Origin of the sequence: Pseudomonas sp. zfem005 (genome assembly GCF_032621735.1) — a bacterium.
GTDB classification, from domain to species: domain Bacteria; phylum Pseudomonadota; class Gammaproteobacteria; order Pseudomonadales; family Pseudomonadaceae; genus Metapseudomonas; species Metapseudomonas solani.
Genome location: NZ_JAVYJE010000011.1, coordinates 136,264 through 148,813 on the forward strand (window position 1 = coordinate 136,264; position 12,550 = coordinate 148,813).

Annotated in this window: 13 protein-coding genes; all 13 read right to left on the reverse strand. The window is 69.3% G+C overall.

Features of this window, described 5'->3' with window-relative positions; translation table 11 throughout:
- Positions 1-2 precede the first annotated feature (2 nt).
- The 13 genes from RTW82_RS23980 to RTW82_RS24040 all read right to left on the reverse strand — a co-directional run bounded on the left by RTW82_RS23980 (position 3) and on the right by RTW82_RS24040 (position 12,500).
- Positions 3-503, reverse strand: a complete 501-nt coding sequence (locus tag RTW82_RS23980) for a hypothetical protein (protein ID WP_021218681.1) — start codon at positions 501-503, stop codon at positions 3-5.
- A gap of 129 nt (positions 504-632) precedes the next feature.
- Positions 633-935 (reverse strand): ribbon-helix-helix domain-containing protein, encoded by a 303-nt coding sequence (locus RTW82_RS23985; RefSeq protein ID WP_021218680.1) that lies wholly within the window; start codon positions 933-935, stop codon positions 633-635.
- A gap of 477 nt (positions 936-1,412) precedes the next feature.
- Complete coding sequence (locus RTW82_RS23990; protein WP_263400466.1) at positions 1,413-1,994, reverse strand: DJ-1/PfpI family protein; 582 nt, start codon at positions 1,992-1,994, stop codon at positions 1,413-1,415.
- Between the two features lie 88 nt (positions 1,995-2,082).
- Positions 2,083-2,646, reverse strand: coding sequence for a DUF2846 domain-containing protein (locus RTW82_RS23995; RefSeq protein ID WP_263400467.1), 564 nt, complete (start codon positions 2,644-2,646; stop codon positions 2,083-2,085).
- Positions 2,647-2,723: 77 nt separating this feature from the next.
- Complete coding sequence (locus tag RTW82_RS24000; RefSeq protein WP_263400650.1) at positions 2,724-3,881, reverse strand: phospholipase D-like domain-containing protein; 1,158 nt, start codon at positions 3,879-3,881, stop codon at positions 2,724-2,726.
- Positions 3,878-4,459, reverse strand: a complete 582-nt coding sequence (locus tag RTW82_RS24005) for a YceI family protein (protein ID WP_184488749.1) — start codon at positions 4,457-4,459, stop codon at positions 3,878-3,880. Before RTW82_RS24005 ends, RTW82_RS24000 begins: the two co-directional genes overlap by 4 nt.
- Before the next feature lie 120 nt (positions 4,460-4,579).
- Positions 4,580-5,887: an OprD family outer membrane porin gene (locus RTW82_RS24010; protein ID WP_316926670.1), complete on the reverse strand. Its 1,308-nt coding sequence runs from the start codon at positions 5,885-5,887 to the stop codon at positions 4,580-4,582.
- A gap of 137 nt (positions 5,888-6,024) precedes the next feature.
- Positions 6,025-6,795 (reverse strand): IclR family transcriptional regulator, encoded by a 771-nt coding sequence (locus tag RTW82_RS24015; RefSeq protein WP_021217695.1) that lies wholly within the window; start codon positions 6,793-6,795, stop codon positions 6,025-6,027.
- Positions 6,796-6,870: 75 nt separating this feature from the next.
- On the reverse strand, positions 6,871-8,358 hold the full coding sequence (locus RTW82_RS24020; RefSeq protein ID WP_316926671.1) for an amidase: 1,488 nt from the start codon (positions 8,356-8,358) through the stop codon (positions 6,871-6,873).
- The gene (locus RTW82_RS24025) at positions 8,355-9,689 is read right to left on the reverse strand and encodes a citrate-proton symporter (RefSeq protein WP_316926672.1); all 1,335 of its coding nucleotides are present in this window, start codon (positions 9,687-9,689) and stop codon (positions 8,355-8,357) included. The genes RTW82_RS24020 and RTW82_RS24025 overlap by 4 nt, the downstream gene beginning before the upstream one ends.
- A gap of 16 nt (positions 9,690-9,705) precedes the next feature.
- Positions 9,706-10,914 (reverse strand): M20 aminoacylase family protein, encoded by a 1,209-nt coding sequence (locus RTW82_RS24030; protein WP_263400471.1) that lies wholly within the window; start codon positions 10,912-10,914, stop codon positions 9,706-9,708.
- A 144-nt stretch (positions 10,915-11,058) separates the two neighbouring features.
- Positions 11,059-11,391: a hypothetical protein gene (locus RTW82_RS24035; RefSeq protein WP_021217699.1), complete on the reverse strand. Its 333-nt coding sequence runs from the start codon at positions 11,389-11,391 to the stop codon at positions 11,059-11,061.
- Complete coding sequence (locus RTW82_RS24040) at positions 11,388-12,500, reverse strand: serine hydrolase (RefSeq protein ID WP_316926673.1); 1,113 nt, start codon at positions 12,498-12,500, stop codon at positions 11,388-11,390. Before RTW82_RS24040 ends, RTW82_RS24035 begins: the two co-directional genes overlap by 4 nt.
- Positions 12,501-12,550 lie beyond the last annotated feature (50 nt).

A 12,550-nucleotide genomic window follows, 5' to 3' on the forward strand; every position in this document is an offset into this window, starting at 1 on the left:
GATCAGAGCTTGGCTTCCAGCGCCTTCTGGATGGCTTCGGCGCGGGCATCGACGTCGTCGACGTTGGTGTAGGGCTTGAAGTTCAGGCTCAGCACGCCGCCGTCGAAGGCCACGCCTTCGGGGTAGTTGCTGGAGGGCGCGGTGGCTTCGTCATAACGCACCACCACCTTGCTCAGCTTGGCCTTGAGTGCCTGCTTGCCCATGTCGTCCACGGCCACGGAGGCGAAGGCCTTCTCCAGCGGGGTGAAGTAGACCTGCTTCCAGAAACCGTCCTGGGTGTAGTTCTGCGACTGGTCGGGCAGCGCGATGCTGTTCCACTGCACGTCCACCGGCACCTCGAAACCGGCGGCGGTCTGGATGGCCTTCAGTTGCTCGACGTAGGGGCCTTCCTGGTAGGCGGTGATGGCGCGGCGCTCGGCCAGGGACGGGTCAGCGAAAGCGCTGGTGCCGGCAAGCAGGCTGGCGGCGAGAAGGGAAGCGGAGATGAGGCGTTTGGCAGCCATGAAGAAAACTCCTGGGATCTGGGCTCCAGCCACGACGGCGACTGGTAGACGCGCGGCCAAGGCATCCCTGCCACGCGCGCGAACAGCCTAGACCGCCCAGTCAGGGAATTCCGCCGACCGCCGCAAGTTTCAGCCAGCCCGTCGCGGCAAGACCGCCAGGTTGACCGGCGCGCTGCGCTGGGCCAGGTAACGGGTGCAGCTCACCCGCAGGAAGGAGGCGAAGTTCACCACCTCGCCGCGGTAGTCCATGACTTCTTCGTAGAGCTTGGCGATCAGCTGGTTGGTGGTCATGCCGTCCACCTCGGCGATCTCCCGCAGGATGTCCCAGAACTGGTTCTCCAGACGCAGCGTGGTCACCACGCCACGGATGCGCAGCGAGCGCGAGCGGGACTCGTAGAGGATCGGGTCGGCCTTTACATAGAGTTCGCACATGGAGCGGGTTCCTTTCTCGGGTGTGCCCTGAAAACCTGCAGGGGTGGATTCATTTGAACCTGGTAAACCACATCCTTGGGACGTCGTCATGAGCCATCGGCTCTGCCTATAACGATTCGACAGGATGAACCCGTGCCGTAGGGTGTGCCGTGCGCACCTCCGCTCGGTGCTTCCGGCGAGCTCCAGGTGCGCGCAGCACACCCTACGTCCGGAGTGAGCGACCGCTGCATGCTCCGCAGTCTTATGGTTCCCACGCTCAAAGAGCCAAAAGCAAAGCCAGGTTCCAAGAGCGTGGATGTTCACTCACCAAGCGGTGCTCAGCGGCGCCATTGTGCATCGAACGCCCACATGGCGCCGCACTTACGGGGTGGCACTTCGTAGGATGGCGTAGAGCGAAGCGAAACCCATCACGCGGTGCCACAGGCGGAACCGGGAATCCACTGATCCCCGGAACCACGGGCAACGCAGACTCGCCCCTTACAGGGTGATACGCGTGCCCAGCACCTCGAGGAACTTCGCCAGCCAGGCCGGGTGGGCGGGCCAGGCGGGGGCGGTGACCAGGTGGCCGTCGACGTGGGCCTGGTCCACGGGGATGTCCACGTATTCGCCACCGGCCAGGGTCACTTCCGGGCCGCAGGCCGGGTAGGCGCTGCAGGCGCGGCCCTTGAGCACGCCGGCGGCGGCCAGCAGCTGGGCGCCGTGGCAGACGGCGGCGATGGGTTTCTTGGCGGCGTCGAAGGCTTTCACCAGCTCGATCACCCGGGCGTTCAGGCGCAGGTATTCGGGGGAGCGGCCGCCGGGCACCACCAGGGCGTCGTAGTCCTCGGCGCGGACCTTGTCGAAATCGAAGTTGAGGGCGAAGTTGTGCCCCGGCTTCTCGCTGTAGGTCTGGTCGCCCTCGAAATCGTGGATGGCGGTGCGCACGCTCTGGCCGGCGCGCTTGTCCGGGCATACCGCGTGCACGGTGTGGCCGACCATCGACAGGGCCTGGAAGGGCACCATGGTTTCGTAGTCTTCGACGTAGTCGCCAACCAGCATCAGGATCTTCTTCGCCGCCATGGCGGGTTCCTCCGTGTAGGGCCTTCGAGGATTCAAAGGGTAGACGAAGTATCCGCCCGCCCTCCCCGCACCGGGTAACAGGCGGCTACTACAGATCGTCCAGCGGCTCGCCGGCGGAACCGAAGCGCTGCAACGGCTGCACCTCGTGGGTGGCGGCGATCTCGCTGGCACCCAGCTCCGTGCCCACCAGCTGCAGCGGGCCGTCGCCTTGGGGCGGCAGTTCGGCGTTGCGCGGCGGCGGGTTGAGTTCGTCGTAGCGCAGGTAGTAGGTGGCGCCGGCCTCGGCGTCGAGGGCGAAGCTGGTGATTTCGGTGAAGTCCAGCGGGCCGCCGGCGAAGAAGGTCCAGTAGCTGCCCAGCAGCGGCCGGCGCATCTCCAGGCGGTAGCTGGCGGTCTCGAACTCCAGGGGCAGGTAGGCGTTGCTGGGCAGCGCACCGATCAGCTCGCCGTTGAGGAACAGGCCCGGCGCTTCCAGTTCCTGGTCGGCCCAATCGCTTTGCGGCCGGTAGAGGTAGACCAGCGCATGGTCGGCGTCGCTGGGCGTGCGCGCGGCGAAGGCCGGTCCATCGCTGGCACCGAAGAAGGCCCCGGGGGTGGAGCAGCCGGACAGCAGCAAGGCGAGGAGTGACAGGGCGGGCAGCGGACGGCGCATGGGCGCATCTCTTGTTGTGGTTATGCACAGCAGAGTAGCCGGCACACGGGGCTCGCCGACACCCGACAAAGGTTCGGCTAGCGGCGACGGTCCAGCAGGTTGACGGCGAGGCGGTCGAGCCAACCCCAGAGCCGCTGGTAGAAGCGCTTGATCAAGGGCCGCGCGTGCCAGGCGTCGAGGGTGATCTCGCGGCTGTCGTCGAAGTCGCGGCTCAGGCTGGCGACCACCTGGGCGGTGAAGTGGCGGTCCAGCGCTTCCAGGTTGGCTTCCAGGTTGAAGCGCAGGTTCCAGTGGTCGAAGTTGCAGGAACCGACGCTGACCCAATCGTCCACCAGCACCATCTTCAGGTGCAGGAAGCGCGGCTGGTATTCGAAGATGCGCAGCCCGGCGCGCAGCAGGCGCGGGTAGTAGCGCTGGCCGGCGAAGCGCACCGGCGGGTGGTCGGTGTTGCGGCTGGTGAGCAGCAGGCGCACGTCGACGCCCCGCCGCGCGGCCTTGAGCAGCGCCCGGCGGACCTTCCAGCTGGGCAGGAAATAGGGTGTGGCCAGCCAGATGCGCGTCTTGGCGTTGCGGATGCTGCGCACCAGGGATTGCACGATATCCAAGTGCTGGCGGGCGTCGGCGTAGGCCACCCGGCCCATGCCGATACCGGCCGAGGGTTGCGGTGGCAGGCGCGCCAGGCCGGGCGCCTCGTCGGGGCGCCAGGGGCGCCGGTGCAGGTTGGCCAGCCATTGGTAGTCGAAGATCAGCTTCCAGTGCACCACCAGCGGCCCCTCGATGGCGACCATCGCCTCGTGCCAGCGGCTTTCGGGCTCCTGGGGCTGCCAGAACTCGTCGGTGGAACCGGTGCCGCCCACATAGGCGACACGGTCGTCCACCACCAGGATCTTGCGGTGGTCGCGGTAGAAGTTGCGCACCCCGCGCCGCCAGCGCACCGGGTTGTAGAACTGCAGCTGCACGCCGGCCAGCACCATGCGCTCGCGCAAGGCCGAACCGAGCTTCTTGCTGCCGAAACCGTCGAACAGGCAACGCACCTTCACCCCGCGCTGCGCCGCCAGGCACAGCGCCTCGGCCAGCGCCTCGCTGCAGCCCCCGTCTTCCACCAGGTAGAGCTCCAGGGACACATGGTGCTCGGCCCGGGCGATGTCGGTGAGCATCGCCGGGAAGAACTGCGGCCCGTCGATCAGCAACTCGAAGCGGTTGCCGGCCTTCCAGGGGAAGATGTGGCCCATCAGCGCGCGGTGAAGATCAGCACGGCCCCTACCGGCACCGAGAGGCTGATGGAGGGCAGGCCGGCCATTTCGCGCAGCATGCCGAGGGAGTCGGTGAGGCCGAAGTCCTCCACCTGCAGCACCAGCGGCGCCAGGGTCACCACCTGGAAGCGGCGGTCATCCAGGCGCGTGGCCAGCAGCTCGGTGCTGTAGTCGTGCTCGCGGCCGTGCAGCTTCACCTTCAGCGGCAGGCGCAATTCCAGTTGGGCGCCGGGGGCCAGGTCGGTGATGGGACGCAGGTCGAGCTGGGCGAAGACTTCCGCCTCGGGGTTGCGCTCGATCTCGAAGAACAGGTCGCGCAGGCGCTGGTCCCGCAGCGGGATGCCGGTGCTCACCGACTCCAGCTCGACACGCAGGTGCGCCTTGCCGCTGTCGGCGATGGTGCCGTGCAGGGTGAGGAAGCGATGCACCTCGGAAAGGTTGCCGCCCTTGGTGGAGATGAAGGACAGGCGCGAGGACTCGTTGTCCAGGTACCAGTCGGCCTGCACCGGCAGCGCAAGGGCGCCGAGCAGGGCGGGAATCAGGGGAATTAACTTGGACATGCAGGCTCCTGTCGCACAATCGCGCCACCTTAACCGGCAGCCGTTGCGCCTGCAAACCGCGAGCGCCGGGGCGGCTGGCGCTCAGGGTGGGAGGCGGCCGGGAACACCCCGGCCAACCGATCAGAAGCTATAGACGTAGTTCAGATACAGGCGTTCCGCATTGTGGGTGATGATCCCGGCGGGCCCCCGCGAGGGGGTGAAGCGGGTCACCCCGTCGGCACGCCCCTTGGTGTGGAACTCGTTGTGCAGCCAGATCAGACTCAGGCCATCCAGCAACCCGGCGAAGCGGTATTGCAGCACGCTCTGGAATTCCCGCCGGGAGAAGCCGTCGTAGCCGGCGGCGTGGTCGGAGAAGGCGTAGTGGCTGTCCAGGCGCAGGCGTGGCAGGCCAAGGGCCGAGAAGTCGGTGCCGGCCACCAGCTTGAACATCTCCTCGTCTTCGACACCGAACAGGTAGAACAGCTTGGCGCTGCTGTTCCAGGTGCCGTGGTCCTGGCTGAAGAAGAAGCGGTCGAAGTCATCGCCACGCACCTTGTTCCAGGTCATGCCCAGGTAGTGGTGCGGCCAGCGCATGCGCGCGGAGAGATCCAGGTAGCGCGCCCGGTGCGAGGCGTCCGCGTCGTACAGCCCACGCACGCCCTCGCGCTCGAACAGGCGCCCGGCGTCCTGCTGGGCACCGAGGGTGGCGTAGAGATCGAGAAAGCGCTCGCCGCCCAGGCCGAAGCTGCGCTCGACCTTCGCCGAGCCCACCCGCAGGTAGTCCTCCGACTCGCTGTACTCCAGCTTCAACGCGCCGAGCCCGGGCAGCTCCATACCCAGGGCGAACAGGTGCAGGGCATCGATCTTCTGCCCGCGGAAGTTGCTCAGGTCATCCGCCCAGCCCGACTCGTTGCGCGCGCTGAAGCCGTTGATACGGCTGTAGCGCAGCTCCAGGCCGGGGCGGCGGAACTCCACATCCGCGCCCAGGGTGGAGGGCGGCAGGATGCGGCTGAAGAGTTCGTCCTGGTACTGGCCGTAGCGCCGGCTCTTCTTGCCGACGCCCAGTTGCAGCTCGCCCGGCTCGCCTTCCAGGCGGGCGCGCAGGTAGGCCTCGATCGGCTTGGCGATGCCGTGGGGCGACTGCACCGAATGGCCCGCCTCCAGGTTGCTGATGCTGGTGGCATCGCTGCCCACGTGCAGGTCGTTGGCCAGGCCGTAGGCGTAGTCGAAGCCGAGCACCTCGCGGTACCAGCCGGAGTTGAAGCTGAGCAGCGTGGCCTGCACCCATTCGTCGCGCACGGGGCCGACTTCGCCGCCGTTGCTTTCCTTCCAGTAGTACTGGCTGTAGCGCACGGCGAGCTTGCTGTCTTCGAGGAAGGTGCCGCCCTGGCACAGGCCGGCGAGCGTGAGGCAGGCGAGACCCGCCAGGCCCTTTTCGAGCATGTTCATCTCATGTCCTTCTTGTTGTTCTGGATGAGGTGGATGCCGTCCGGACGGGCAGGCTCCATTGTCGATCCGGGACCGGGAAGGGCAATCGAATTGGGTTCCGCCCCACGGAACGGGGCGGCGGAGGGAAGCCCGTGGCTTCAGCCGAGGCTGCGTTGCAGGTCGTCGACGGCGTCGGCGAGGTCGTCCAGGTGGCGCCGGCTGACACACTCGACGCTGTCCTGGTCCCGTGGCCAATGCAGGGCCACGCTGCCCACCAGGCGCCCCTGGCGGTGCACCGGCAAGGCCATGGCGCGGATCAGGAAGGGCAGGCGCACCGAGTACTCCCAGGAGCCTTCGATGCGCTCGCCGAAGCCCTGGTCGTGGGTCTGCCGGTGGGCGAGCAGCAGCGCCTCGCCCGGCAGCGCATGGCGTTCGGCGAGGCGTTGCAGCTGCTCATCGTCCAGGGCGGCCAGGCAGGCGCGGCCCATGGCCGAATCGGCCAGGCTGGCCTTCAGCCCCACCACCAGGCGGTTGGCCGGGTAGCGGCGGCGCAGCACCTCGGGCACCGCGCTTTCCACCACGTGCAGGTCGTCGCCATCGAAGAACGACAGGTCGGCCACCAGCCCGGTGCGCTCGGCCAGCTCGCTGAGCAGAGGCGATGCCAGCTCCACCAGCTGGCGGGCGAAGCGCTGGTCCGGGTCACCGAACAGGCGCTGTGCACTGAGCCGGTAACGCCGGTCGCACAGGCCCCGGTAGAGCCAGCCCCGGTCCAGCAGAGTGTGCAGCAGGCGCGAGACCGTGGCCTTGGGCAGCCCGGTCAGGTAGTGCAGCTCCTCCAGCCCGAGCGAATCGTGCTCCCCCAGCAGCTCGACGATGGCCAGGGCGCGCTCCACCGACCGTACGGTGCCGCCTGCTTCTCTGCTTTGCATACCCGCCTCCATCACCCCGCCAACCGAGGCACCGGCCGACAACAGCAAGATACGGACCCACCCGCTGCACGCCCCTCAAGTGCCGCCGAGCAACGCCGGTGGGCGCCGCTGCACCCACTGCGTCTGCAACTCGTGGGCGTGGGCCAGCTGCAGCACGGCCAGGTCGCCACGGGGCGGCCCCACCAGCTGCAGCCCGGTGGGCAGCCCATTGGCGCCGAACCCCGCCGGCACGCTCATGGCCGGCAGGCCCGCCAGGGTCACGCCCACCACCACTTCCATCCAGCGGTGGTAGCTGTCCATCGCCCGGCCATCGATGGCCGGCGGCCAGTGCTGCGTTGCATCGAATGGAAACACCTGGGTGCACGGCAGCAGCAGGTAGTCGTAACGCTCGTACAGCGCCAGCAAGGCGCGGTACCAGTCGCTGCGGTCCAGCGAGGCCTGGAAGACGTCCCGGGCCGACAGGCGCAGCCCGCCCTCCACTTCCCAGATGGCTTCCGGCTTGAGCTGCGCGCGGCTGGCCGGGTCGGCATGGGCCTGGCCCAGGCTGCCGGCGATCAGCCAGTGGCGATGCACCAGCCAGCAGCGCCAGAGCCGCTCCGGGTCGAACGCCACGCTGCACGGCTCCACCTCGCAGCCGAGGGCACGGAAATCATCCAGCGCCGTTTCGCACAGGCCAAGCAGCCCCGGCTCCATGGGCAGGTGGCCGCCCAGGTCGCCCAGCCAGCCGATGCGCAGGCCGCGCACGTCGCGCTCCAGCGAGCCGGCCAGGTCGTCCCCGGTGTTCAGCGACAGCGGCGCCCCCGCCGCATAGCCCGCCTGGGTGCGCAGCAAGGCGGCGACATCGGCCACGCTGCGCCCCATGGGCCCTTCGGTGGCCAGCTGCTGGGCGAACAGCTCCGGCGTCGGCCCCAGCGGCACCCGCCCCTGGGACGGGCGCAGGCCATAGACGTTGTTGAAGGCGGCGGGGTTGCGCAGCGAGCCCATCATGTCGCTGCCATCGGCCACCGGCAGCATGCGCAACGCCAGGGCCACCGCCGCCCCGCCGCTGCTGCCCCCGGCGCTGAGCCCCGGGTCGTAGGCATTGCCGGTGGTGCCGTGGACGCGGTTGTAGGTGTGCGAGCCGAGGCCGAACTCCGGGGTGTTGCTGCGACCGATGAAGATCGCCCCGGCGGCGCGGGCGCGGGCCACCACGTGGGCGTCCTGAGCGGTCACCTGCCCGGCGAACAGCGGCGAGCCGAAGCTGGTGACCATGCCGGCGACGGCGGCCAGGTCCTTGGGCGCCTGGGGCATGCCGTGCATCCAGCCAAGCCACTGCCCCTGCGCCAGCAGGCGGTCGCGCTGCTCCGCCTCGGCCAGCAGGTGTTCGTCCGGCCGCACGCCCACCAGGGCGTTGACCCGTGGGTTGAAGCGGTGGATCTGTTCCAGGTAGGCCTGCATCACCTCCCGGCAGGACAGCTGCCGGGTACGGATGGCCTCGGACAGCGCCAGCGCGCCGAGGGCGACGATCTCGCTGCTCGCCGCCTGCACAGCCAGCTCGGCGAGGGGGTATTCGAAACGGCTCATTCGACGAGGCTCCGGGTGGATTGAGCGAGCAGCCGGCGGCGCTCGCGGCGCTCCAGTGCAGCGGGTGCACCTTCGCGCAGGTACCAGGCCGAGACCAGCCCGATGCTGGCGGCGAACAGCACGTAGTAGGCCGGGGCCACTGGGTCGGCGGTGACCTGGGTCAGCCAGGTGACGATGAAGGGCGCGAAGCCGCCGAAGAGCATCACCCCCAGGTTGTTGGACAGCGCCAGCCCGGTGGAACGCACGCCGGTGGGGAACTGCTCGGCGCCGGCGGTGGGGCCCGGCCCGTAAAGGGTGCCGATGGAGGCGCACAGCAGCAGCTGCATCACCAGCAGGCGCTCCAGGCCCGGCGCCGCCGCGACCCAGTTGAACAGCGGGTAGACCAGCACGAGGAAGGCGAAGGTGCCCGCCAGCAGCACCGGCCGTCGGCCGTAGAGATCGGAGAGTGCACCGGCGATGGGGATCACCAGGGTCATCAGCGCCACCGCCGCCATCTGCACCATGAACACCTGGTCCAGGGGCAGGCCGAGCTGCTTGTGGGCGAAGGTGGGCATGTTCACCAGCACCACATAGAAGGCCACGGTGCCGCTGATGGTGTTGCCCAGGGTCACCAGCACGGCGCGCCGGTTGTCCCGCAGCATCCGCCCCAGGCTGAGGTTTTCCCCACCCTGGCTGGCGCGGCTTTCGAGGAAGGCTTCGGTCTCTTCCATGTGCCGGCGCATCCACAGCCCCACCGGGCCGATCAGCAGGCCGATGACGAAGGGCAGGCGCCAGCCCCAGCTGTCCAGCGCCTCCGGCGAGAGGCTGTGGGTGACCAGCGCGCCCATGCCGGAGCCGGCGAACACCGCCAGGCACTGGCCGAACAGCTGCCAGGAGCCATAGAGGCCACGGCGGTTGGCCGGTGCGCACTCCACCAGGAAGGCCGTGGCGCTGGCGTATTCGCCGCCGGTGGCGAAGCCCTGGATCATCCGCGCGACCACGATCAGCAGCGGTGCACCGAGGCCGATGGCGGCGTAATCCGGGGCGAAGGCGATCAGGGCGATGGAGAGGGTCATCAGCAGGATGATCAGCTGCATGGCCGCCTTGCGTCCCTTGCGGTCGGCATACAGCCCCAGCAGCACGCCCCCCACCGGGCGCATGAAGAAGCCGACACCGAAGGTGGCCAGGGCCATCAGCAACGAGGTGTATTCGTTGTCGGACGGGAAGAACAACCTGGCGATGATGCTGGCCAGGAAGCCGTAGACGATGAAGTCGTACCACTCGAGGGCGTTGCCGATGACGGCAGCGGTCACCTGGCGGCCGCGCGAGGCGCCGCGGGTTGGCGTGTGCATGGTGAGCCTCCGGGGCTTAGGCGTGGGCGCGGGTCGCGCGGCTGGGCTGTTGGCTGCGGGCGGCCTGGAGCCAGGCTTCCGCCAGGGCGGCCCAGTAGGCGGCGCCACGGCCGAGGATGTCGTCGTTGAAGTCGTAGCCGGGGTTGTGGACCATCGGCCCCTCGCCGTTGCCGATCACCAGGTAGCTGCCGGGGCAGCGCTGCAGCATCCAGCCGAAGTCCTCGCTGCCCATCAGGGTTTGCGCCTCCTGCACGGCGCCCTCCCCCAGCAGGGCGCTGGCGACGTCACGGGCGAAGGCGGTTTCGGCCGCGTGGTTGACCGTGACCGGGTAGGCCGGGCGGTGCTCGATGGCCACCTGGCAACCGTGGCTCGCGGCATGCCCGCGGATGATGGCGGTGACCCGCTGCAGCTGCAGCTCGCGCACATCCGGGTCCAGCGCCCGTAGGCTCAGGCGCAGCAACGCGCTCTGCGGCACCACGTTGGCCGCCTCCCCCGCCTGCAGCGCGCCCACCGTGACCACGGCGGCACGTTGCGCATCGATGTTGCGCGCCACCACCGTCTGCAGGGCCATGACGATATCGGCGGCGGCCACCAGCGGGTCGACGCACAGGTGCGGCATGGAGCCGTGGCCGCCGACGCCGGTGACGACCACTTCCAGCAGGTCCTGGGAGGCCATCACCGGCCCGGCGCGGAAGGCCATGCGCCCCGCCTCCAGCCCCGGCATGTTGTGCATGGCGAACAGCGCATCGCAGGGGAAGCGTTCCAGCAGGCCGTCGGCGAGCATCGCCTCGGCGCCGCCCTGGCCCTCTTCGGCGGGCTGGAAGATCAGGTTGAGGGTGCCCTCGAAGCGCCCGGCCTCGGCCAGGTAGCGCGCGGCCCCCAGCAGCATCGCGGTGTGGCCGTCATGGCCGCAGGCGTGCATGCAGCCGGCGTGGCGGCTGCTGTGGGCGACCCCGGTGGCTTCGGTGATGGGCAGCGCATCCATGTCGGCGCGCAGCCCCAGGCGCCGCGTGCCATCGCCCCGGCGCAGCACGCCGACCACGCCGGTGCGGCCGACACCCCGGTGCACCTCGTAGCCCCAACCCTCCAGGGCACGGGCCACCAGCTCGGCGGTGCGGGTTTCCTCGAAGCCCAGTTCGGGGTGGGCGTGGATGTCCTGGCGCAGGCGACGCAGCTCGTCGTCGATGCCATGCAGCCAGGCAGGGATGTGCGCGTAACGGGTCATTGTTGTTGTTCTCCTCGTCGTGGCCACCCGGGAAGGCGGCCCGGCCCCAGTCAAGCGCCACGGGGCGAGGAGAACAATCGAAGACGGTTCCACAGGGTGGAACACCGGGCGCGGGCGCGTGGCCCGCCCCGGTGGGCGCCGCCGTCAGGGCAGGCGGTCGGCCTCGGGCAGCAGCTGGCAGCCCTGGCGCGGGCCGAGCCAGGCGGCGGTGGAGGTGGCGCCGAGGCCACGGGAGGTCACGCGCTTGGCGGCGGCGTCATCGAGGAAGGCGCTGGTGGGCACGTACTGCTTCACGTAGCCCACGCAGTAGTCCGCCGGGTTGTCCATGACGTAGCGGCAGGAGCAGTACTCCTTGGCGGTGTAGGCGCTGATGATGCCGGGGAAGGCCTGGATATGGACGCGGTTCTGCCAGGCGAGGCCGGCCAGCACCAGGAGCAGCAGCACCAGGATGGCGAGGATCGGGTGGCGGCGGATCATGGCTGCACCTCCTGGGCGAAGGCCGCCTGGGCCAGCTTGAGGAACTGGTTGTGCTGGTAGCTCTTGTCGCGGTCATCGGCGTAGCGAACGATCACCAGCTTCTGCGCCGGCAGCACGTAGAGCGCCTGGCCCCAGTGGCCGAGGGCGGCGAAGGTGTCTTCGGGCGCATCCGGCCAGGGCTTGGCGCTGCCCTCCACCACCGCGTTGAGCCACCAGTGCCCGCCGGGCACGGCATCGTCGGGGTGCTTGGGGTCGGTGCGGAATTCGGCGAAGGGCTTGCGGTTGAACGCCACCCATTCCTTGGGCAGCAGCTGGCGCTCGCCCCAGCGCCCGTCGCGCTGCATCAGCAGGCCGACGCGGGCGAGGTCACGGGCGCTCATGTACGCATAGGACGAGCCGACGAAGGTGCCGGCAGCGTCGGTTTCCCACACCGCCGAACGGATGCCCAGGGGGTCGAACAGCGCGGTCCAGGGGTAGTCCTTGTAGGCGGCGCCGACCATGCCCTTGAGCGCGGCAGAGAGCACGTTGCTGTCGCCGCTGGAGTAGCGGAAGCGCTTGCCCGGCACGGCGTCGAGCGGGTGCGCGGCGGCGAAGGCGGCCATGTCACCACGGCCCCGGGTGTAGAGCATGGCCACCACCGAGGACTTCAGCGGCGCGTATTCGTAGTCTTCCTGCCAGGCCAGGCCCGAGGCCCAGTGCAGCAGGTGGTTCATCTGCACCGCGCCATGGCCGGCGAAGGCCGGGTAGTGGCGGGCGACCGGGTCGTCGAGCTTGAAGCGGCCTTCGCCGTAAGCCACGCCCAGGGTGGCGGCGAGCAGGCTCTTGCTCACCGACCAGGTGAGGTGCGGCGTCTCGGCGCGGGTGGGGCCGGCGTAGCGTTCGTAGATGAGTTCGCCATCGCGGATCACCACCACGGCGTCGGTGCGCACGCCCTTGCGTTCGACATCGTCACGGGTGGGGAAGGCATAGGCTTCGAAGGCGTCGAGGGCGGCGCCGGACGGTTTGGCGCCCTGGGCCCATTCGGCGCCGGGCCAGGTTTCGCCGTGGGCGAGCGTGGCGGCGCAGAGGCCGAGCGTCAGGCTCAGGGTTCGCAGCAGCGGGACGGGCATTGGTCAGCCTCTTGTTGTCAGCGGAGGCGGAACCCTAGCACGGGGAAGAT

Bases quoted from the DNA above. Each gene is read 5' to 3' on its own strand.
- RTW82_RS24015 (WP_021217695.1), bottom strand. From the start codon at position 6,795: ATGCAAAGCAGAGAAGCAGGCGGCACCGTACGGTCGGTGGAGCGCGCC.
- RTW82_RS23990 (WP_263400466.1), bottom strand. From the start codon at position 1,994: ATGGCGGCGAAGAAGATCCTGATGCTGGTTGGCGACTACGTCGAAGAC.
- RTW82_RS23980 (WP_021218681.1), bottom strand. From the start codon at position 503: ATGGCTGCCAAACGCCTCATCTCCGCTTCCCTTCTCGCCGCCAGCCTG.
- RTW82_RS23985 (WP_021218680.1), bottom strand. From the start codon at position 935: ATGTGCGAACTCTATGTAAAGGCCGACCCGATCCTCTACGAGTCCCGC.
- RTW82_RS24040 (WP_316926673.1), bottom strand. From the start codon at position 12,500: ATGCCCGTCCCGCTGCTGCGAACCCTGAGCCTGACGCTCGGCCTCTGC.
- RTW82_RS24035 (WP_021217699.1), bottom strand. From the start codon at position 11,391: ATGATCCGCCGCCACCCGATCCTCGCCATCCTGGTGCTGCTGCTCCTG.
- RTW82_RS24020 (WP_316926671.1), bottom strand. From the start codon at position 8,358: ATGAGCCGTTTCGAATACCCCCTCGCCGAGCTGGCTGTGCAGGCGGCG.
- RTW82_RS23995 (WP_263400467.1), bottom strand. From the start codon at position 2,646: ATGCGCCGTCCGCTGCCCGCCCTGTCACTCCTCGCCTTGCTGCTGTCC.
- RTW82_RS24030 (WP_263400471.1), bottom strand. From the start codon at position 10,914: ATGACCCGTTACGCGCACATCCCTGCCTGGCTGCATGGCATCGACGAC.
- RTW82_RS24005 (WP_184488749.1), bottom strand. From the start codon at position 4,459: ATGTCCAAGTTAATTCCCCTGATTCCCGCCCTGCTCGGCGCCCTTGCG.
- RTW82_RS24010 (WP_316926670.1), bottom strand. From the start codon at position 5,887: ATGAACATGCTCGAAAAGGGCCTGGCGGGTCTCGCCTGCCTCACGCTC.
- RTW82_RS24025 (WP_316926672.1), bottom strand. From the start codon at position 9,689: ATGCACACGCCAACCCGCGGCGCCTCGCGCGGCCGCCAGGTGACCGCT.